Here is a 19179-nt window from a genome sequence, read left to right as displayed (position 1 = left end):
GGCAGCGGGTGTTCCAGCTTGAATGTTTCATTTTTGTTCTTACATAAAGAAGCGGACCGCAGGATATCGTGGCGTGGCGCCGGTCTGCGGGCGTCAATTGGAGGCAGGTGGCTCCTACTGGCCGGAACTGGCTCTCAACTGGCCCGAACTGGCATGAACTGGCCGCAATTGGCTGCGATCTGGCGCGCCAACAGGTGCCAACTGGCTTGGGGCGGAGGGAGCAGGCCTTTGAAATAACTGGATTTCTTGTTTCTGATGAGGTGCAATCAATCTCTCGCCCAGCTTTTCGTACGGAATGACCATGGCCGACGCGCAGACCGACCCGACCGGCACCGCCCTCCAGGCCCGACCGGTGAACGAGAATGCCCATCGCTGGCGTTTCTTCCGGGCCGGCGGCTTCGACCAGCTTCGCCTGGAGACCGGCGAGGATCTGCATCATCTCTCCGAACTCGACCAGAAGCTCTGGCTGGCGCTCAGCTGTCCGGTGCGCGGCATCGATTTCGACCGCCGCACGCTCGAGTTGATCGACGGCGACCATGATGGCCGCATCCGCGCGCCCGAGCTGCTCGCCGCCGTGCGCTGGGCCTGCAAGCTGGTGCGCAGTGCCGATGCGCTATTCGCCGGTCATGCCGAGCTGCCGCTCAGCCTGATCGACGACAGCACCGAGGAAGGCGCGCGTATCCTGGCCTCGGCCCGGCGCATCCTCACCAATATCGGCAAGGGCGAGGCGGCGGCGATCACGCCGGAAGACGCCGCCGATGTGGGGCGCATCTTTGCCAAGACCACGCTGAATGGCGATGGCGTGGTGCCGCCCTCGGCGGCGAAGGAACCGGCGACGGCCGCCGTGATGGAAGAGATCATGCGGCTGGCCGGTTCGAAGCCCGATCGTGGCGGCGAGGCCGGCATCGGCGCGGAAGAGGCGGATGCCTTCTTTGCCGCCGTCGATGCCTATGTCGCCTGGTGGGACGAAGCCAAGGCCAGGCCGGAGATCCTGCCGCTGGGCGAAGGCACGCTGCCGGCGGTGGAAGCCGTACGCAGCCTGCAGGCCAAGATCGACGACTATTTCTTCCGCTGCCGCCTGGCCGCCTTCGATCCGGTTGCTGGCGTCGCGCTGAATGCCGACGACAAGGATTTCGCAGGCGTTGCCGACAACGACCTGTCGCTGCCGACCGCTGCGGTGGCCGGCTTCCCGCTGGCACGCATTGAGGCCGAACGGCCGCTGCCGCTCGGCCAGGGCATCAATCCGGCTTGGGCGGCGGACGTGACGCACCTGCGTGAGGCGGCCGTTCTGCCGCTGCTCGGCTCCGAGAAGGGCGTGCTGACCGAAGACGACTGGCGCAGCCTTCAAGAGAGGCTCGAGCCTGCCATGGCGTGGCTCAAGCGCAAGGCCGGCCAGCTGGTCGAGCCGCTGGGCATCGCCCGCGTGCGCGAGATCAGAGCCGGCGATGCGCAGGCGAAGATCACGGCGCTGATCGCCGCCGATGCAGCGCTGGCGCCGGAATTCGAGGCCATCGCCTCGGTCGAAACGCTGGCGCGGTATGTGCGCGACCTGGTGCCGCTGCTCAACAATTTCGTTGCCTTCAAGGATTTCTACACCCGGCGCGGCAAGGCGATCTTCCAGGTCGGTACGCTCTATATCGACGGCCGCTCCTGCGATCTCTGCGTCGCGGTCGACGATCCGGCCAAGCATGCGACGCTGGCCGCGCTCAGCCGCATCTATCTGCTCTACTGCGAGATCACCCGGCGCGGCACTGATGGCAAGCCGATCCCGAATGCTACGACCGAGAAGATGACAATCGCCGCAGCCATCACGGCGGGCGATGCCGACCAACTGATGGTCGGTCGCAATGGCGTGTTCTACGACCGCGCCGGCAACGACTGGGATGCGGTGATCGTGAAGATCGTCAGTCATCCCATCTCGATCCGCGAAGCCTTCTGGCTGCCATTCAAGAAGGTGGGCAAATTCCTGGGCGAGCAGGTGGAGAAATTCGCGGCCGCCCGTTCCAAGGCGGGTGAACAGCAGATGACGACCAAACTGCTGGAAACCGGCACGCAGGCCCTGTCGGGTGGTGCACCGGCTCCCGCGCCGGCAGCGCCGCCGCCGGCATTCGATGCGGCGAAGTTCGCCGGTATCTTCGCAGCCATCGGTCTGGCCATCGGCGCCATCGGCACGGCGCTGGCCTCGGTGGTCACCGGCTTCCTCAATCTCGCCTGGTGGCAGATTCCGCTCGCCGTCATCGGCGTGGTGCTGCTGGTCTCGGGGCCGTCGATGATCATCGCGGCGATGAAGCTGCGGCAGCGCAATCTGGGGCCGCTGCTGGACGCCAATGGCTGGGCGGTGAATGCGCGGGCGCTGATCAACATTCCCTTCGGCGGCAGCCTGACCCAGCTGGCCAAGCTGCCGCCGGGTTCGGAACGGGCCCTGACCGACCCCTATGCCGACACGCGCACCCCCTGGGGGCTGTATATCCTGCTGGCCCTGCTCATTGCGGCGGGTGTTGCCGGCTGGCGCTATGGCTGGTGGGCGAGACTCCTCGGGTAAACCGGGGCTATACTGGGAGGCGAGCCGCTAGAAGGGCGGCCAGAGATCGACCCATGAGCCTGCAGCCGCGCTTCTTTTCTCCCATCGGCACCATCCGCCATGCCGACCGCCTCGGTTTCCTGTCGCAGGATGTCCGTGCGGCTGGCACGGTGCTGGGATTCTTTGGCGCCGCCGCCGCGCTCGGTGCGCAGGCCGACGAGCTGGCATTGCTGGTCTGCCGTCGGCACAGCCCGGCCGATCTGCATCGTCAGGTCGTGCTGGTCTTCCACAAGGATGCGCCATTTGCCGACAGCCTCGCGCGGCTCTATCGCGCCCATGGCCGTCCGCTCGGCTTCGAGGCGCAGCAGCGCTGGTGCGCCATCCCGGAGCCGTCTTTCCTCGCCGATGAGACCTTTGCCCTGCTGGCGGCGCGCTATCCGACGCTGCTGCTGATCGAGGAAGACGATGCCGGCGTCTCGCGCATCACCGTCTTCGCCTCGGCCGGCTTCAAGGAACATCCGAAGCTGAAGCTGGCGCCGCTCAGCCAGAGCGCCGGCCTGAAGCAGGCATCACAGCCCGCCAAGATCACGCCGCTGCCCGCGCGGCCGCGCATTCCGGTGCCGCCGCGTCCGCAATCGCCGCGCCCGGTGATGACGGCGCCCGTGGTGCCGCTGCGGCCGCGCCGCCTGAAAAGCGTCGTGGCGCTGAACGAGCATGTCGAGCGCAAGGTGGTGAGCGAGTTCCGCCGCCTGATCAAGACGGTGGCGGCTTACTCTTAAGGTCCGAGCGGCCCCGTGCACATGTAGGTGCCGTCCTGGTAGACCAGCGGCGCCACGTCGACGCGGCAGTTGGCGCCCAGCACACGCCCGATGCAGATCGAATGACTGCCATAGGCATGCATCGCTTCCACCTCGCAGAAGATGTTCGCCTGCGCATCGACCAGGAACGGCACGCCGTCGCCGTCATTCTGCCAGTCGCCCTCGGTGAAGCGGATCTCGCCTTCCATCGCCCCGGCGAAAACTTCCGACAGCCGCTGCTGGCTGCAATGCAGCAGGTTGATGCAGAATTTGTGACCCAGCCCAAGCTGGGCATGCAGCGCCGCCGAACGATTGACGCAGGCCAGCACCGCCGGCGGGCTGGCCGAGACCGAGGTGACCGCGGTGGCGGTCATGCCGTGCCGCGAGCCGTCATCAGCCGTGGTGGAGATCACGGTGACGGTGGCGGCCAGCCGGCGCATGGCGTTGCGGAAGGCGGTATCGAGCATGTCGGTCATCGCCTATTCATGTAGCGGAGGGCAGCGTCCGGGGCAATTCGGAGGCCACATTTTCCGCCAGCCCGTGCCAGTCGTTGACGGCTGTCTGCCGCCAAAGTCTGGCCGTGGGGTACCAGGGCGTCGTGTTGCCGTCCAGGGTCCAGTACCAATGCGGCGAAATGCCCTTGTGCAGCAGCAGCCAGGTCGGCTTGCCCAGGGCGGCCGCCATATGTGCCGTGGTGTTGCTGGTCGAGATCACCATGTCCATCGCCGCGACCTGGGCCGCAAAAGCGTCGAGATCCTTCAACTGGTCGATGGCCGGATCGTACAGCAATTCGACACCATGGGCGGCCTTCAGCGCCGCGCGGTCATCGGCGCGGTTGCCGTATTGCAGGTCGACGAAGCGGTAGCCGGGCAGAGTGAGCAGGGGGCTGAGGTCGGTCAGCACCGCCGATTTGGGCGCGCCGAGCTGCGGGTTGCCGCTATGCCAGGCAATACCGATCAGCGGGCGCGCATCGCCCTGCTGGTACTGCGCGCGCAAAGCGGCGGCACGCGCGGCATCGGCTTTCAGCGGCAGCGCGCCGGTGCAGTCGGCTGGGATGCGGCGCAGGACGGCGGCGATGTCGAACAGCGTCGCCTGCATGGCTAGGTCGGCCTGCAGCAGGCGCGGATGCGGCGGGTTGGTGCGAGCATGGATTTCGAGGTCGGGGAAACTGCGCTGCAGGATCGGGATCATGCGTGGATCGCATTCGATCACCGGCGTGATGCCGCGCGCCGCCAGTTCCGGCATCAGGCTGAGCAGCACCAGTGTTTCGCCCACGCCCTGCTCGGTGAACAGCAGCAGTTTGCTGTTCGCCGGCAAGGCTTCGCCTTTCCAGAACGGCACGGTGAAGGGACGACGGTCGACCTCCAGTCCCTTCATGTTCCAGCGTGCGCCGAAATGCGGCCAGGCCGCGGCATAGTCGCCCTTGATCATTAATGCCGTGCCGTAGCGCATATGCGCTTGCACATGACCCGGCTGCATCTGCCAGGCCTTTTCATACAGGCGCAGCGCGTTGTCCAGGTTGCCGGCCTGCCGCGCCAGATCGCCGCGTGCGACCATGATGTCGACGCCCAGCGCCGGCGAGCGGATGGCGGCCTGTTCGCTGGCGCGCAGCGCGGCCTCGGCTCCAGCCTCGTCGCCGATCTCCAGCAGCGCCAGGCCCAGATTCTTCTGATACAGCCCCTGCGCCGGGTTCAATGCGATGGCGCGGCGCAAGGCTTCGATCGCGCCGTGGAAATCACGCAGGTCCATGCGCGCGGTGGCAAGGTTGCTCAAGGCATCGGTGAAATCGGGTTTGATTGCCAGCGCGGCCTCGTAGGCCTTGGCGGCGTCGGCGGCGCGGCCGAGCTGGCGCAGCAGGTTGCCGCGATTGCTATGTGCTTCGGGGTAGCGCGGATTGAGCGCCAGTGCCCCGTCGAGCGACACCATGGCGCCATGGGCATCGCCCGAGAGCCGCAGCATCTCGCCCAGATTGTTGTGATAGGCGGCGTTGCCCGGCGCCAGCGCCACGGCCTGCCGCAGCAGTGGGATCGCCTCGGCGACGCGGCCGCCGCCAAACAGCCGGATCGCCTGCTCGTTCAAGGCCTCGGCGCCGGTCCCGGCCACGGGTGTCCGCGTCCCGCCCTTGTCCTGTGCCCGCCGCTCTTTCCGGTTCACGCCCGTCCTCCGCCACTCTGAACATTAACCATTGCCCCGGGACCCCTTAAAATCCCCTTTAATCCTTGTCTTGACTTCCTGATCCCCGAAATCATCTTGCAATCCAGACCGGATTGGTCTTATTTGCCGCCGTCGAACCGGACCGAAGCAGTCCGGATTGCTAATTGCGAAGGATTTGCAACATGTTGCGCCTGAGCCGCCTGGCCGATTACGGCGTCATGGTCATGGCCCATATCGCCGCTGAACCCGAGGGCGTGCATAACGCCTCGGACGCGGCGGCCGCCACTGGCCTGCCGGGTCCGACGGTGGCCAAGATCATGGCCAAGCTGGGCAAGAACGGCTTGCTGACCTCGCATCGCGGCGCCCATGGCGGCTATCGCCTGGCGGCGGCACCCGAGCAGGTCTCGGTGGCCGCCATCGTGACGGCGCTGGATGGCCCGATCGCGCTGACCCAGTGCTCCGACCACCACCAGCCCAGCGCCTGCGACCGCGAGAACCTCTGCGTCTCGCGTCGCGGCATCAACCGCATCAACACGGCCATCCGCAGTGCGCTGGAAGGCGTGACGCTGGCCGAGCTGGCGCGGCCCTCCTACGATTTCCTCACTCCCCTGCCGCCGCGCGCCGCCGCGCCGGCGCCCAACGCTTAAAGAGTCCGGAGCCACGCCCCATGGCTGCCAATGCACAAACCATCGAGACCGTCGAAGGCCTGGCCGGCGACTATAAATATGGCTTCGTCACCGACATCGAATCCGAGCTGCTGCCCAAGGGTCTGAGCGAGGACACCGTCCGCTTCATCTCGGCCAAGAAGGAAGAGCCGGAATGGATGCTGGAATGGCGTCTGCGTGCCTATCGCGCCTGGCTGCGCATGGCCAAGGAGAAGGGCGAGCCGACCTGGGCCAAGGTCAGCTATCCCGAAATCGACTTCCAGGACATCCATTACTATTCCGCGCCGAAGAAAAAGACGCTGAAGAGCCTGGACGAGGTCGATCCCGAACTGCTGGCGACCTACGAGAAGTTGGGCATTCCGCTGAAAGAGCGTGAGATCCTTGCTGGCGTGGCGGTGGACGCCGTCTTTGACAGCGTCTCGGTGGCCACCACCTTCAAGGGCAAGCTGAAGGACATGGGCATCATCTTCTGCTCGATGTCAGAAGCCGTGCGTGAGTATCCCGAGCTGGTGCAGAAATATCTCGGCTCGGTCGTGCCGGTGACCGACAACTTTTATGCCACGCTGAATTCCGCCGTCTTCTCGGACGGCTCGTTTGTCTATGTGCCGCCGGGCGTGCGCTGCCCGATGGAGCTTTCCACCTATTTCCGCATCAACGAGGCCAAGACCGGCCAGTTCGAACGCACCTTGCTGATCTGCGACAAGGGCGCCTACGTCTCGTATCTGGAAGGCTGCACCGCGCCGATGCGCGATGAAAACCAATTGCATGCCGCCGTGGTCGAGCTGGTTTGCATGGAAGACGCCGAGATCCGCTACGCCACGGTGCAGAACTGGTATCCGGGCGACAAGAACGGCAAGGGCGGCATCTACAATTTCGTCACCAAGCGTGGCGCCTGCCGCGGCGCGCGCTCCAAGATCAGCTGGACCCAGGTGGAAACCGGTTCGGCGATCACCTGGAAGTATCCCTCCGTGATCCTGCAGGGCGACGACAGCGTGGGCGAGTTCTATTCTGTGGCGGTGGCCAACAATGCCCAGCAGGCCGATACCGGCACCAAGATGATCCACATGGGCAAGAACACCAAGTCCACGATCATCTCGAAGGGCATCTCGGCCGGCAAGGCGCAGAACACCTATCGCGGCTTGGTGCGCGTGATGCCGGGCGCCACCGGCGCGCGCAACTATTCGCAGTGCGACAGCCTGCTCATCGGCGACCGCTGTGGCGGCCATACCGTGCCCTATATCGAAGTGAAGAACCGATCGGCCAAGGTGGAGCATGAAGCCACCACCTCGCGCATTTCGGATGACCAACTGTTTTACTGCCGCCAGCGCGGCCTGTCGGAAGAAGACGCCGTATCCACCATCGTGAACGGCTTCTGCAAGGAAGTGCTGCAGAAGCTGCCGATGGAATTCGCGGTCGAGGCCCAGAAGCTGCTGGGCGTCAGCCTCGAAGGCTCGGTCGGTTAAGGTTTAAGGATTGCCCCATGCTTGAGATCAAGAACCTCCACGCCAAAGTCGACGGCAAAGACATCCTGCGCGGCATCAACCTGGTGATCAAACCGGGCGAGGTGCATGCCATCATGGGCCCGAACGGATCCGGCAAGTCGACGCTGTCCTATGTGATCGCCGGCCGCGACGGCTATGAGGTCACCGATGGCGACATCCTGCTGAATGGCCAGAGCCTGCTCAGCATGGAGCCGGAAGAGCGCGCCCGCGAAGGCCTGTTCCTGGCCTTCCAGTATCCGGTCGAGATTCCGGGCGTCGCCAATGCCACTTTCCTGAAATCGGCCGTCAACGCCGTGCGCAAGCATCGCGGTCTGGCCGATCTGGATGCCATGAATTTCCTGAAGGCCGCCAAGGCAAAGATGAAGCAGCTGCAGATGGATGAGAAATTCCTCTCGCGTCCGGTCAATGTCGGCTTCTCGGGCGGCGAGAAGAAACGCAACGAGGTGTTCCAGATGCTGATGCTGGAACCCAGCATCGCGATTCTGGATGAGACGGATTCGGGCCTGGATATCGACGCGCTGAAGATCGTGGCCGAGGGCGTGAATGCGCTGCGCAGCCCGGAGCGCGCCGCGCTGGTGATCACGCATTACCAGCGCCTGCTGGACTATATCGTGCCCGACATCGTGCATGTGCTGGCCGGCGGCCGCATCATCAAGACCGGCGGCAAGGAACTGGCGCTCGAGCTGGAAGCCAAGGGTTATGCCGATATCGTCGCGGCAGCGGCCTGAGGACAGCATGGCAGCCATGCCCCTCATCGATCATCTCAGCAGCGCCTATGCGGCCGCTGTGGGCAGCCTGCCGGGCGCAAAGACACCGGCGGTGGCGGCGCGCCGTCAGGCCGCGCTGGATGCCTTCCGCACGCTCGGCCTGCCAAATCAAAAACTGGAATCCTGGAAGTTCACCGGCCTGAATGCACTGGAGCGTCAGACCTGGGCGCTGCCGGCAAATGACGGCAGCGTCGATGCGGCACGGCTTGCCGATGCTGCACTGGCTGACAGCTATCGCCTCGTTTTCGTCAACGGTCGCTTCGATGCCACGGTTTCCAAGCTTGCAGGCCTGCCCAAGGGCGTGACACTGCTGCCGCTCAGTCAGGCCGCCGATGTTCTGCCCGATGTGCTGGCGGCTGCCGGCGCCGACCGCGCGGTGTCGTTGAGCGAACTCAATGCGGCACTGGCCAGCGATGGCGCAGTGCTGCTGCTGGCTGACGATGTCGTGCTGGACAAGCCGGTGGAACTCGTCGCCTTCGGTGCCCCCGCCCTGGTCAACCTGCGCCACCTTGTCCGGCTCGGCCGCAATGCCAAAGCCACGCTGGTCGAGAGCTATCGCGACGGCGGCCTGGCGGGTGCTGGCTGGAACAACATTTTCGCCGCGCTGGATATCGGCGCCGGCGCGCAGCTCACCCATGTCCGCCTGCAGGGCGAGGCGCCGACGGCCTATCATGCCGCCCTTGGCCGCGTGACCGTGGCCGACGATGCGCGCTACGTCCATGTCTCGGTGCAGGCCGGCGGCGCGATGGCACGGCACGAACTGCATATCGACTATACTGGCCGCAACGCCGAGATCGACGTGCAGGGTCTGGTGCTGGCGCGTGGCACGGCCCATCTGGATCACACCCTGCGCCTGCATCACGCGACGCCAGACTGCCGCAGCAACCAGCTGTTCAAGCATGTGGTCGATGACCAGGGCCATGCGGTGTTCCAGGGCCTGATCCGTGTTGCCCCGCATGCGCAGAAGACCGACGCCCAGCAGTTGACCCGCACGCTGCTGCTGGCCGACCGCGCCCAGATCGACACCAAGCCGGAACTCGAAATCCTGGCCGATGACGTGAAATGCAGCCATGGCGCCTCGATCGGCGACGTGGATGCGCAGCAGCTGTTCTACATGCAGGCCCGTGGCATCAGTGCCGGCGAAGCCCGCCGCCTGCTGCTCAGCGGCTTTGCCTATGAAGTGGTCGAGCATGTGCCGGAAGGTGCGCTGCGCGACCATGTCGAGGCTTTCGTAGAGGCCTGGCTCGCCGAAGGTGTGGCGTTATGAGCGCGCTTCCCAAGGAAAAGGCCAATACTGGCTTCGATGTCGCGCGCGTGCGCGCTGATTTCCCGATCCTGTCGGAGAAGGTCCACGGCAAGCCGCTGGTCTTCCTCGACAGCGGCGCCAGCGCGCAGAAGCCACGCGTGGTGATCGATGCGATGACCCGCATGTATGAACGTGTCTATGCCAATGTGCACCGCGGCATCTATGCGCTGAGCCAGCAGGCCACCGACGAATACGAAAAGTCACGCGAGATCATCGCGCGCTACATCGGCACGCCGGACAGTCGCGAGATCGTCTTCACCCGCAATGCCACCGAGGCGATCAACCTGGTCGCCCATAGCTGGGGCTTCAAATTCCTGCAGCCGGGCGATGAGGTGCTGGTCACGCATCTGGAGCATCACGCTAATATCGTGCCCTGGCAGATCCTGCGCGAGCGCTATGGCGTCGTGCTCAAGGTGGCCCCCATTGACGATACCGGCGCGCTGATCTGGGACGAGTTCGTCAAGCTGATCGGCCCCAGGACCAAGCTGGTTTCCGTCGCCCATGTCTCCAACACGCTGGGCACGATTCTGCCGGTTGAAGAGATCGTGCGCGTCGCCCATGCGAAGGGCGCCAAGGTGCTGATCGACGGCAGCCAAGCCGTGCAGCATATGCGCGTCGACGTGAAGGCGCTGGATGTCGATTTCTATGTCTTCACCGGGCACAAGCTATATGGCCCGACCGGCATCGGCGTGCTCTACGGCAAGGCTGAGGTGCTGGAAAGCATGCCGCCCTGGCAGGGCGGCGGCGACATGATCCTGTCGGTCAGCTTCGACAAGACGGAATACAACGACATCCCGCATCGCTTCGAAGCCGGCACCCCGGCCTTCGTGGAAGCCGTGGGTCTGGGCGCGGCCATCGAGTATGTCGAGAGCATCGGGCTGGATGCCATCGTCACCCATGAGCATGACCTGCTGACCTATGCCACCCAGAAGCTGTCGGCGGTCAATTCACTGCGCATCATCGGCACGGCCAAGGACAAGGCCGGCGTGATCTCTTTCGTGCTGGGGGATATTCACCCCCACGATATCGGCACTATCTTGGACCGCGAGGGTATCGCGGTGCGGGTGGGCCAGCATTGCGCCCATCCGGTGATGGATCGTTTTGGGGTCCAGGCCACGGTCCGGGTATCGTTCGGGATGTACAATACGCGGGCCGAGGTGGATGCGCTGTGCGCCGGCCTGCAGCGGGTGAGGGAGATTTTCGGCTGATGTCTGCGCCCAAGGCAGAAAAGAAGACGGTTCCGGCCCCGGACGACCTGCGCGAGCAGGTGGTGGAGGCGATCAAGACCGTGTTCGACCCGGAAATCCCGGTTAACATTTACGAATTGGGCCTTATATACAAGGTTGAGGTCAACGAGGCGCGGGATGTCCAGATCGACATGACGCTCACCTCACCCAACTGCCCGGCGGCGCAGTCGATGCCGGCGGAAGTGGAACAGAAGACCCGGTCCATCGATGGCGTCGGCGAAGTGACGATCGATGTGGTTTGGGACCCGCCGTGGAGCCCGGAGCATATGTCCGAGGCGGCCCGGCTTGAATTGGGCGTGTTGTAAGGAACGATGGCCATGACCGCCACGACGGCATTCAAACCTGTGACGCTGACCGATGCGGCGGCCGAGCGCGTGCGCGCGCTGATCGCCAAGTCGGACAAACCGGTGATCGGCCTGCGCATCGCGGTGAAGACCAAGGGCTGCTCGGGTCTGTCCTACGATATCCAGTACGCCACCGAAAAAGAGAAGTTCGACGAAGTGGTCGAGGACAAGGGCGTCACCGTCCTGATCGAGGCCAAGGCGCAGATGTATATCTTCGGCACCGAGATCGACTGGGAGGAAGACAAGCTGCAGTCCGGCTTCGTGTTCCGCAATCCCAACGAAAAGGGCCGTTGCGGCTGTGGCGAAAGCTTCCACGTCGACTGAAGCCGGTGCAGCAGGGCCTTACTTGAGGCCCTCACGGCGGCGGTAGATCGAATACCGCTCGAAATCCAGCGCCTTTTCGTAATCCTCGAACCGCTTGGCGAACAGCGGATTGCGCGAGAAATAATCCAGATAACTGAAGGTATCGCCCTGGCAGCGCGGAATGCCGGCGACATTGTCGACGATCAGCAGTGAGGGCTTCTTCTTGTAGAAGTCGTCGGCCACCGTGCGGAAGACGAAGCTTTCGGCGGCGGTCATCGCCTCGGGCGGGTTGTACAGCGGCGCCAGCTCATGGCAGTCGGCATACGCGCCCTGCAGCAGCCACATGCTCTCGAAACGCATGGTCATGTGCAGCTTCAGGTAATTCAGCATCGGGAAATGCGGATAGATGCCGGGCGACAGCACCAGGATGCTATTATTGCGCTTTTCCTGTTTCACCACATGCATCAGGCGGCGCAGGTCTGAATCGCGGTATTCCAGCTGCTTGAAGAACGGCCGGCTATGCAGGCATTCCTGATAGAAGATCAGCAGCATCAGGGCGGCTGCGAACAGCTTGGCCGGGCGGGCGTCGCCGCGCTTGGGCCAGACCACGTGGTCCATCACATAGGCAATGATGACGCCGGCCAGCAGCAGGGTGAAGGCCTGGGCGGGCAGGGCGTGATAGGGCCAGCCCTTGCCCTGCGCGTAGCCCGAGACCAGGCCGCCGACGCCAGCGAGGAAAATCACCCGCGCCATATGCGAGCGCACGGCCAGGAAGGCGGCGATGCCTAACAGCGGCAGGATGGCGGTGGGCGGCCCCAGTTCGGCGCCCAGCATCAGGTCCAGCATGCTCCACTGGCTGACTTCGCTGTAGAAAGCGCGCGCCAGCGGCAGGGCGATGGTGAAGTATTCCGGCGTGACGATCACCGAGAACAGCGCATGGGCCACGCAAACCGCCAGCACGGCCCAGGGCGCGGGGTCATGCAGGCTGCGCTTCAGGCCCAGCTGGCTGACGATATAGAGTTCGACGAACAGCGGGATGCCCAGGAAATACGGCTTCATGGCGAAGCCCAGGCCGGCCAGCACGCCGGTGACGATCTTCAGCGTCCGGCTCAATTCTTCCTCGTCGGCCCGTCCGCTGGCGATCAGCAGATAGGGCATGGTGAGGATCAGCATGATGTGTTCGCGTTGCGCGAACATGTTGTTGGGATAGACGATCAGCAGGAACAGCAGCAGCAGTGGCAGCAGCGCATCGGCCGTGGCATGCGCCGGGTCGAGGCTGGCATTCAGCACCCAGCGGCAGGTCATGAAGGAGGCGCCGATGCCCAGCCCCAGCAGGGCGACCAGCATGGTGGTGCCCGGGATGCCGGTCAGCTTGGAGATCGCCTCGGGCAGCAGATGCAGCACGAAGACCAATGGCGTGTTGATGTCGATGGCGTCGACATAGAGCTTGGCGCCCTCCAGCCAGCTGCGCGAGATATACAGCAGCACGGCGGTGTCGTGGTTGATCGGCGGCAGGAAATAGCCGGCGATCCAGATCGCGCAGACCGCCAGCACCAGGGCGTGCAGCAGGCGCGGCCAGTCCAGGCCCTGGCGTTCCAGGGCGTCGGGTGTGGGGGCGGTTTCGTTCATGGGGGCAAGATCAGCAATCCGGACTGGCGGAGCCTAGGCCGGACTTGGTAAACCATTCACTTACAACGAAATCAAATGGAAAACCGGTAAGGTGCATGGAGCGGGTTGAATACCACCGGATGGCGGTGCTGGAAGCGACCATGTGGTGGTATCGCGCCCTGCATGCCGGCCTGACTGACCGTCTGGTTGCGGCCAAGCTGCCGGCCGGCGCGCGGCTGCTGGATGCCGGCTGCGGCACCGGCGGCTTCCTGGCCCGTTTATCCGGGATGAACACGGCCAGGGACGCCGGCTGGCATCTGACCGGCCTGGAATACGATGCCGAGGCCGCTGGCCTGGCCCGGGACAAGACCGGGCTGGAGATCGCCACCGGCTCGATCAATGCCATGCCCTATGCCGATGCCAGCTTCGATGCCGTGGTCAGCGCCGATGTGCTCTGCCATGCCGGGGTGAACGAGAGGGAGGCCCTGGCCGAGATCCGGCGCTGCCTGAAGCCCGGCGGCCTGCTGCTGCTCAACCTGCCGGCCTATCAGTGGATGGCTTCGGCCCATGACGTCCATGTCCATAATGCCCGGCGCTACACAGCGCGGCAGGCGCGGGCGCTGCTGGCGGCGGGCGGCTTCGCCCCGGTGCGGAGCGGCTATTGGAACAGCCTGCTGTTTCCGCTAATGCTGCTGCATCGGCTGACCGCCCGGTCCGCGCAGGGCGGCGGCAGTGACGTGCGGCCCTTTCCGGCCTGGCAGGAAAAGCTGTTCTTCGCCGTGACGGTATGCGAACGATGGCTGGCCCGGGCCGGCCTGCGGCTGCCCTTCGGCGGCTCGGTATGGGTGGAGGCAAGGAAAGCATGAGTCTGGTGCAGGAAACGCAGATCGCGACGGAACGGGCGACCGTGCCGGCCTTCGCGCTGTCGATCGTGGTGCCGGTCTACAACGGCGCCACCAGCGTGCCGACGCTGGTCGAGGCACTGTCGAAGCTGACGGTTCCCGGTGGCCACGAGATCGTGCTGGTCAATGACAGCAGCCCGGACAATTCGCTGGAGGTCTGCCGCGAACTTTGCCGCAAGAATGCCGTGGCGCTGACCGTGGTGAACCTCGCCCGCAATTTCGGCGAGCATAATGCCGTGATGGCCGGTCTGAGCCATGCCCGCGGTGAATACATCATCAACATGGATGACGACCTGCAGAACCCGCCCGAGGAAGTGGTGCGGCTGTGGCAGTATGCCAGAGATAACAAATACGACGTCGTCTACACCTACTATGCCGACAAGCAGCATGCCGCCTGGCGCAACCTCGGCAGCCGCTTCACCAACTGGTGCGCCGACCACCTCCTCGACAAGCCCAAGGGCCTGTATCTGTCCAGCTTCCGCTGCATGAACGCCTTCGTTGCCCGGCAGATCCTGATCCATACCGGGCCGTTCCCTTATGTGGACGGCCTGATCATGCAGGTGACGCAGAATATCGGCCGCCTGCAGGTGCAGCATCTGGCCCGCGCCGAAGGTCGCAGCAACTACACGATCCGTCGCCTGGTGCGGCTGTTCATGTCGATGTTCCTGAATTTCTCGGTGATGCCGCTGCGCATCGGCACGCTGACCGGTTTCGTCATGGCCGGTCTTGGCCTGCTGGTCTTCCTGTTCATCCTGATCGAAGCGCTGGGCGGCCGCACGCCGCAGGGCTATGCCTCGGTGATGGCTGCGATCCTGCTGCTGGCGGGCGTGCAACTGATCATGCTGGGTCTGGTGGGCGAGTATCTCGGCCGCCTGTTCCTCACCGTGAACCGCAAGCCGCAATTCGTGGTGCGCGATGTCGAGCGCAATGAGCGGGCGATCAAGGGTGGAGACGCGGCATGATCTGGTTCTATGTGGCGCTCGCCATCGGCGTCCTGCTTGGCGTTGCCGGGCAGATGCTGCTGAAATCCGGCGCCTCGGGCGAAACGCTACTGCAGCAGTTCCTGGCGCCGCAGTCGATCATCGGCCTCGGCCTCTATTTCGCCGCCGCGCTCTGCTACATGTACGCGTTGCGCAAAATCCCGGTCTCGATCGCCTTCCCGAGCGTGGCGCTATCCTACGTGCTGGTCGCGCTGCTGGCCTTCTGGCTCTACGACGAAGCGCTGACCATGCCGAAGGTGCTGGGTATCGCGCTGGTCTGCGCCGGTGTCGTCCTGATCACGCGCTCTGCGTAAAGCTTATTTCCAGACATCTTTCACGGCGGCGATCACCGTATCGACATCGGCATCGCTGAGCTGTGGATAGAGCGGCAGGCTGAGCACGCCCTTGGCGGCCGCTTCCGTGTTCGGCAGGCCGCCGGGGCCGGTCGGCACGCGGCCCTTGTAGGCCGGCTGCAGATGCACCGGCATCGGATAATGGATCAGAGTGCCGATGCCGCGGTCTTTCAGCGCTGCCTGCAGCGCATCGCGCCGTTCGCCCGCATCCACCACATACAGATGATAGACCGGCTGTGCGCCGGCGCGGGTCTTGGGCAGCTTCAGGCCGGCAAGGCCGGCGAGGCCGGCATCGTAGCGCGCGGCGATGGCCTGCCGGCGCGCCGTGTCTTTGGGCAGGGCGGTCAGCTTGACGCGCAGGATCGCCGCCTGCAGCGGATCGAGGCGGCTGTTCATGCCGGCAATGGCGCTGATGTACCGCTCTTTCCAGCCATACTCACGCAACGCTCGCAGGGTATCGGCCAAGGCAGCATCGTCAGTGGTGATGATGCCGCCATCGCCAATGGCGCCGAGATTCTTGGTCGGATAGAGGCTGTAGGCCGCGGCCTTGCCGAAGCGGCCGACCATCTTGCCATTCAGCATGGCGCCATGGGCCTGGGCGTTGTCTTCCAGCAGCAGCAGGCCGTGCTTCTCTGCGATCGCCGCGATCTCGGGCAGGGCGGCCGGCTGGCCGTAAAGCTGCACCGGGATCACCGCCTTGGGTTTGGGCGCGTTGGACGGCCAGCTTTTCAGCACGGCCTCGAGGGCCGCGACCGACATGGTGTAATGCTCATCCGTATCGATCAGCACCGGCGTCGCGCCGGTCAGTTCGATGGCCGAGACGGTGGCGACTGCCGTGTGCGACACTGTGATGACTGCATCGCCCGGGCCGATGCCCATGCCGCGCAGGGCCACGATCAGCGCGTCGGTGCCGCTGGCCACCGCCACGGCATGCCGGCTGCCGCTCCAGGCGGCGAATTCCTTCTCGAAGGCGGCGACTTCCTCGCCCTGGATATACCAGCCGTTTTCCAGCACGCGCTTGAGCGCGGCATCGATCTCGTCACGCTGCGCCAGATAGGCGGCCTTGGGATTGGTCTGCGGAATCATCGCATTGCTCTCATGATGACTGGGCTCTCACAGGTAGTACGCCGCATGGGCGCGATAGTAGTCCAGTGTCTGCTTCAGGCCCTGCGCCAGGTCGGTGCGCGGCTGCCAGCCCGTGGCCTTGCGGAAGGCGCTGTCATCGGCGACATAGTCGCCGATATCGATCTTCTTGCGCTCGGCGGGAAAGACCTTGCGGTCGAAGCCACCGCTGCCGGCTGTCGCGATCAGCAGTTCGGCCAGTTCCAGCAGCGATACCGGCGGGCAGCCTCCGGTATTGTAGACCTGACCGATGGCGGCATCGCTCTCGGCGGCGGCAAGCAGCGCATCCACCATGTCTTCCACATAGGTGAAGTCGCGTTTCTGTTCGCCGCCCCAGACTTCGAAACGGGTATTCTGGATCGCATGGCGCACCCAGATGCCGAGGAAGGTCTGTTTGGCATCCTTGATGCGCATGCGCGGGCCGAACACGTTGGTCAGCCGCAGCGCCGTGGTGCGCATGCCATGCACGCGCGCATAAAGCATGTGATAGGCCTCGGCGGCGTATTTATGGATGCCGTTGATATCCGGCGGCGCGATCGGATGCGCCTCATCGACCGGGAGATAGCGCGGCGGGCCGTAGAATTGCCGGGTCGAGCTGAAGATCAGTCGCGTCTGCGGATTGACTCGGCGCACCAACTCGAGGAAACGCAGGTTGGCTTCCTGGTTCAGCCGCATGTCTTCCAGCGGCTGCTGCATCGAGTCCATATGCGAGGTCTGGCCGGCCAGATTGAAGATCGCGGCCGCTCCGGCCACCGCCTCGGCGATCGGGCCCTCGGCGCCGATATCGGATTCCAGCAGCGTGATCGGCGCCGGAAGATTCGCCAGGTTGAAGGGGTTGGCGCCGTATTGCGCCAGCATGCGATCGATCACGGTCACGGCGGCACCCTGGCCCGCGAGGCGGCGTACCAGGTTAGAGCCGATGAAGCCCATGCCGCCGGTGATCACCACCGGTTTGTCACGCCACGTCATTCTGTCCAAACCCATCCGCCTCAAGAAGGTGCCGGCAATCAACGAATTATGCCCGAAGACATTCCATTTTGGCAGGGTCGGGCTTGTCGTTCCGTGGGGGCTGCGGCAAAGTAAAGCCATGTCCAGACAGCATTTCGGCCGGCTTGGCCTTTTCCTGCTTGCGGTTCTGACCGGCTGTGCCGGCAGCGAGCCCTATTACCTGGGTCGCTGGACGCCGGCCGATAACGGCAAGGTGGAGACCGGGCTGGGGATGCGGATGAACGATCCGGTGACGGGGCGGCCGAATTTCTCGGTCTGCTACAGCAGCCTGTTGCACAAGCCTGAGCAGATCCGCGCTCTGGTGCAGAAGCATTGCGGCGATCCGCAGCTCAGGGAAAACCTGACTGATCTGTATTCCTGCTCGGTGGCGGCCCCGGTGCGGGTGACCTACAGCTGCAGTGCGCTCAGCCGCACGGCGGAAGAGGCGCGCCCGAACCTGATCCGGACCGACTCCGCGCTGGGCGCGATCAACCTCTATTGATGCGCAGGTCCGGGCCGGCTGGCCGGCCCGGATGAACGATCAGGCGCCGATGCGCAGGCCGCTTTCGGGGTCGAACAGATGCGCGCGCGAGGTGTCGACCACCAGGCCCGGCGTCGACTGGTCGTGATAGCCGGCCTGACTCGGCACGCGCACCACAACCTCTTCGCCGGCGATCTTGCCATGCAGCAGCGTATCGGCACCCAGTTCCTCGGCCACATCGACAGGAAGCTGCAGGTGCGGCGTCTCGCCCGGGTGGGCCAGACGGAACTGCTCGGGGCGGATGCCAAGGCTGTAATTGCCCGCCGGAACCGACCAGGAGGCAGGCAGGACCAACACGGTGCCGTCGCCCAGCACGGCCTTCGGGCCGCCGCTGCCGGGCTCCACCTTGCATTTGACGAAGTTCATGGCCGGCGAGCCGATGAAGCCGCCGACATAGGTGGTGGCCGGATTGTTGTACAGCTCCTGCGGCGTGCCGATCTGGTCGGCGCGGCCCTGGTTCATCACCACCAGGCGATTGGCCAGTGTCATGGCTTCGACCTGGTCGTGGGTCACGTAGATCGAGGTGACGCCGAGCTGCTGGTGCAGGCGCTTGATCTCCAGGCGCATCTGCACGCGCAGTTTGGCATCCAGATTGCTGAGCGGTTCATCGAACAGGAAGACGCTGGGTTCGCGCACGATGGCGCGGCCCATGGCGACGCGCTGGCGCTGGCCGCCTGACAGGGCACGCGGCGTGCGCTGCAGGTAGGGCTGCAGCTGCAGGATCTCTGCGGCGCGCTGCACGCGCTTTTCGATGTCTTCCTTGCTCATGCCGCGGATGCGCAGGCCATAGGACATGTTCTGGTACACGCTCATATGCGGGTAGAGCGCGTAGTTCTGGAACACCATCGCGATGTCGCGGTCGGCCGGCTCGATGTCGTTGACCACGCGGTCGCCGATCATGATCTCACCGCCGGTGATTGCCTCCAGGCCGGCCACCATGCGCAGCAGCGTGGACTTGCCGCAGCCCGAAGGACCGACGATGACGATGAACTCGCCATCCTTGATCTCCAGGTCGACACCATGGATGGCCTTGACCGGGCCGTAACTCTTTTGGACGCCTTTCAGCGTGACTTTCGCCAT

General features: G+C 64.7%; 19 protein-coding genes. 13 read left to right on the top strand and 6 right to left on the bottom strand.

The annotated features are described in order from the left end of the window. Positions 1-301: 301 nt before the first annotated feature. Both AC1RRT_RS03440 and AC1RRT_RS03435 read left to right on the top strand, forming a co-directional pair. Entirely contained in the window at positions 302-2542 is a 2241-nt protein-coding gene (locus AC1RRT_RS03440) for a hypothetical protein (protein ID WP_493012307.1), read from the top strand. A gap of 53 nt (positions 2543-2595) precedes the next feature. Then, positions 2596-3300: a hypothetical protein gene (locus AC1RRT_RS03435; RefSeq protein ID WP_493012306.1), complete on the top strand. Its 705-nt coding sequence runs from the start codon at positions 2596-2598 to the stop codon at positions 3298-3300. Here AC1RRT_RS03435 and AC1RRT_RS03430 read toward each other — a convergent pair. Both AC1RRT_RS03430 and AC1RRT_RS03425 read right to left on the bottom strand, forming a co-directional pair. Further along, entirely contained in the window at positions 3297-3794 is a 498-nt protein-coding gene (locus tag AC1RRT_RS03430) for a flavin reductase family protein (RefSeq protein ID WP_493012305.1), read from the bottom strand. The genes AC1RRT_RS03435 and AC1RRT_RS03430 overlap by 4 nt on opposite strands. 7 nt (positions 3795-3801) lie before the next feature. Beyond that, positions 3802-5421: a tetratricopeptide repeat protein gene (locus AC1RRT_RS03425; RefSeq protein ID WP_493012304.1), complete on the bottom strand. Its 1620-nt coding sequence runs from the start codon at positions 5419-5421 to the stop codon at positions 3802-3804. 233 nt (positions 5422-5654) lie between these two features. Here AC1RRT_RS03425 and AC1RRT_RS03420 point away from each other — a divergent pair, with 233 nt between their 5' ends. The 7 genes from AC1RRT_RS03420 to AC1RRT_RS03390 are packed head-to-tail and all read left to right on the top strand — an operon-like array spanning position 5655 to position 11627. Further along, complete coding sequence (locus AC1RRT_RS03420; protein ID WP_493012303.1) at positions 5655-6119, top strand: SUF system Fe-S cluster assembly regulator; 465 nt, start codon at positions 5655-5657, stop codon at positions 6117-6119. Positions 6120-6139: 20 nt separating this feature from the next. Then, positions 6140-7600, top strand: coding sequence for a Fe-S cluster assembly protein SufB (gene sufB, locus AC1RRT_RS03415; protein ID WP_493012302.1), 1461 nt, complete (start codon positions 6140-6142; stop codon positions 7598-7600). A gap of 17 nt (positions 7601-7617) precedes the next feature. Next, positions 7618-8367 (top strand): Fe-S cluster assembly ATPase SufC, encoded by a 750-nt coding sequence (sufC, locus tag AC1RRT_RS03410; RefSeq protein ID WP_493012301.1) that lies wholly within the window; start codon positions 7618-7620, stop codon positions 8365-8367. Positions 8368-8374: 7 nt separating this feature from the next. Then, the gene (gene sufD / locus AC1RRT_RS03405) at positions 8375-9673 is read left to right on the top strand and encodes a Fe-S cluster assembly protein SufD (protein ID WP_493012300.1); all 1299 of its coding nucleotides are present in this window, start codon (positions 8375-8377) and stop codon (positions 9671-9673) included. Then, complete coding sequence (locus tag AC1RRT_RS03400) at positions 9670-10920, top strand: SufS family cysteine desulfurase (protein ID WP_493012299.1); 1251 nt, start codon at positions 9670-9672, stop codon at positions 10918-10920. Before sufD ends, AC1RRT_RS03400 begins: the two co-directional genes overlap by 4 nt. Then, positions 10920-11264, top strand: a complete 345-nt coding sequence (locus AC1RRT_RS03395; RefSeq protein ID WP_493012298.1) for an SUF system Fe-S cluster assembly protein — start codon at positions 10920-10922, stop codon at positions 11262-11264. The genes AC1RRT_RS03400 and AC1RRT_RS03395 overlap by 1 nt, the downstream gene beginning before the upstream one ends. A gap of 6 nt (positions 11265-11270) precedes the next feature. Continuing rightward, complete coding sequence (locus tag AC1RRT_RS03390) at positions 11271-11627, top strand: HesB/IscA family protein (protein ID WP_493012297.1); 357 nt, start codon at positions 11271-11273, stop codon at positions 11625-11627. 18 nt (positions 11628-11645) lie between these two features. Here the strand turns inward: AC1RRT_RS03390 and AC1RRT_RS03385 are convergent, their stop codons facing one another. Next, positions 11646-13235 carry a hypothetical protein gene (locus AC1RRT_RS03385; protein WP_493012296.1) on the bottom strand — a complete coding sequence of 530 codons (1590 nt, stop codon included), beginning with the start codon at positions 13233-13235 and terminating at the stop codon, positions 11646-11648. 95 nt (positions 13236-13330) lie between these two features. Between AC1RRT_RS03385 and AC1RRT_RS03380 the strand changes: the two genes are divergently transcribed. From AC1RRT_RS03380 to AC1RRT_RS03370, 3 genes are read left to right on the top strand one after another with little or no spacing between them, the layout of a single operon-like run. After that, positions 13331-14080 carry a class I SAM-dependent methyltransferase gene (locus AC1RRT_RS03380; RefSeq protein WP_493012295.1) on the top strand — a complete coding sequence of 250 codons (750 nt, stop codon included), beginning with the start codon at positions 13331-13333 and terminating at the stop codon, positions 14078-14080. Further along, positions 14077-15078, top strand: coding sequence for a glycosyltransferase family 2 protein (locus AC1RRT_RS03375; RefSeq protein ID WP_493012294.1), 1002 nt, complete (start codon positions 14077-14079; stop codon positions 15076-15078). Before AC1RRT_RS03380 ends, AC1RRT_RS03375 begins: the two co-directional genes overlap by 4 nt. Next, positions 15075-15410 (top strand): DMT family transporter, encoded by a 336-nt coding sequence (locus AC1RRT_RS03370; protein ID WP_493012293.1) that lies wholly within the window; start codon positions 15075-15077, stop codon positions 15408-15410. The genes AC1RRT_RS03375 and AC1RRT_RS03370 overlap by 4 nt, the downstream gene beginning before the upstream one ends. A gap of 3 nt (positions 15411-15413) precedes the next feature. Here AC1RRT_RS03370 and AC1RRT_RS03365 read toward each other — a convergent pair whose 3' ends face one another. Both AC1RRT_RS03365 and AC1RRT_RS03360 read right to left on the bottom strand, forming a co-directional pair. Then, entirely contained in the window at positions 15414-16535 is a 1122-nt protein-coding gene (locus AC1RRT_RS03365) for a DegT/DnrJ/EryC1/StrS family aminotransferase (protein ID WP_493012292.1), read from the bottom strand. Between the two features lie 27 nt (positions 16536-16562). After that, positions 16563-17540: an NAD-dependent epimerase/dehydratase family protein gene (locus AC1RRT_RS03360; RefSeq protein WP_493012291.1), complete on the bottom strand. Its 978-nt coding sequence runs from the start codon at positions 17538-17540 to the stop codon at positions 16563-16565. A 118-nt stretch (positions 17541-17658) separates the two neighbouring features. On the opposite strand from AC1RRT_RS03360, the gene AC1RRT_RS03355 reads away from it, so the two are divergent. Beyond that, the gene (locus AC1RRT_RS03355) at positions 17659-18060 is read left to right on the top strand and encodes a hypothetical protein (protein ID WP_493012290.1); all 402 of its coding nucleotides are present in this window, start codon (positions 17659-17661) and stop codon (positions 18058-18060) included. 39 nt (positions 18061-18099) lie between these two features. Here the strand turns inward: AC1RRT_RS03355 and AC1RRT_RS03350 are convergent, their stop codons facing one another. Further along, positions 18100-19179, bottom strand: a complete 1080-nt coding sequence (locus AC1RRT_RS03350) for an ABC transporter ATP-binding protein (RefSeq protein ID WP_493012289.1) — start codon at positions 19177-19179, stop codon at positions 18100-18102.

Source organism: Ferrovibrio sp. GW821-FHT12B10 (assembly GCF_058807515.1).
This window is presented reverse-complemented; position numbering and strand designations above follow the sequence as displayed.

Coding starts and splice junctions, on each gene's coding strand:
- sufB (WP_493012302.1), top strand. CDS start 6,140: ATGGCTGCCAATGCACAAACCATCGAGACCGTCGAAGGCCTGGCCGGC.
- AC1RRT_RS03355 (WP_493012290.1), top strand. CDS start 17,659: ATGTCCAGACAGCATTTCGGCCGGCTTGGCCTTTTCCTGCTTGCGGTT.
- AC1RRT_RS03420 (WP_493012303.1), top strand. CDS start 5,655: ATGTTGCGCCTGAGCCGCCTGGCCGATTACGGCGTCATGGTCATGGCC.
- AC1RRT_RS03375 (WP_493012294.1), top strand. CDS start 14,077: ATGAGTCTGGTGCAGGAAACGCAGATCGCGACGGAACGGGCGACCGTG.
- AC1RRT_RS03380 (WP_493012295.1), top strand. CDS start 13,331: ATGGAGCGGGTTGAATACCACCGGATGGCGGTGCTGGAAGCGACCATG.
- AC1RRT_RS03435 (WP_493012306.1), top strand. CDS start 2,596: ATGAGCCTGCAGCCGCGCTTCTTTTCTCCCATCGGCACCATCCGCCAT.
- AC1RRT_RS03440 (WP_493012307.1), top strand. CDS start 302: ATGGCCGACGCGCAGACCGACCCGACCGGCACCGCCCTCCAGGCCCGA.
- sufC (WP_493012301.1), top strand. CDS start 7,618: ATGCTTGAGATCAAGAACCTCCACGCCAAAGTCGACGGCAAAGACATC.
- sufD (WP_493012300.1), top strand. CDS start 8,375: ATGGCAGCCATGCCCCTCATCGATCATCTCAGCAGCGCCTATGCGGCC.
- AC1RRT_RS03370 (WP_493012293.1), top strand. CDS start 15,075: ATGATCTGGTTCTATGTGGCGCTCGCCATCGGCGTCCTGCTTGGCGTT.
- AC1RRT_RS03350 (WP_493012289.1), bottom strand. CDS start 19,179: ATGGCGAAAGTCACGCTGAAAGGCGTCCAAAAGAGTTACGGCCCGGTC.
- AC1RRT_RS03365 (WP_493012292.1), bottom strand. CDS start 16,535: ATGATTCCGCAGACCAATCCCAAGGCCGCCTATCTGGCGCAGCGTGAC.
- AC1RRT_RS03385 (WP_493012296.1), bottom strand. CDS start 13,235: ATGAACGAAACCGCCCCCACACCCGACGCCCTGGAACGCCAGGGCCTG.
- AC1RRT_RS03390 (WP_493012297.1), top strand. CDS start 11,271: ATGGCCATGACCGCCACGACGGCATTCAAACCTGTGACGCTGACCGAT.
- AC1RRT_RS03360 (WP_493012291.1), bottom strand. CDS start 17,540: ATGACGTGGCGTGACAAACCGGTGGTGATCACCGGCGGCATGGGCTTC.
- AC1RRT_RS03430 (WP_493012305.1), bottom strand. CDS start 3,794: ATGACCGACATGCTCGATACCGCCTTCCGCAACGCCATGCGCCGGCTG.
- AC1RRT_RS03395 (WP_493012298.1), top strand. CDS start 10,920: ATGTCTGCGCCCAAGGCAGAAAAGAAGACGGTTCCGGCCCCGGACGAC.
- AC1RRT_RS03400 (WP_493012299.1), top strand. CDS start 9,670: ATGAGCGCGCTTCCCAAGGAAAAGGCCAATACTGGCTTCGATGTCGCG.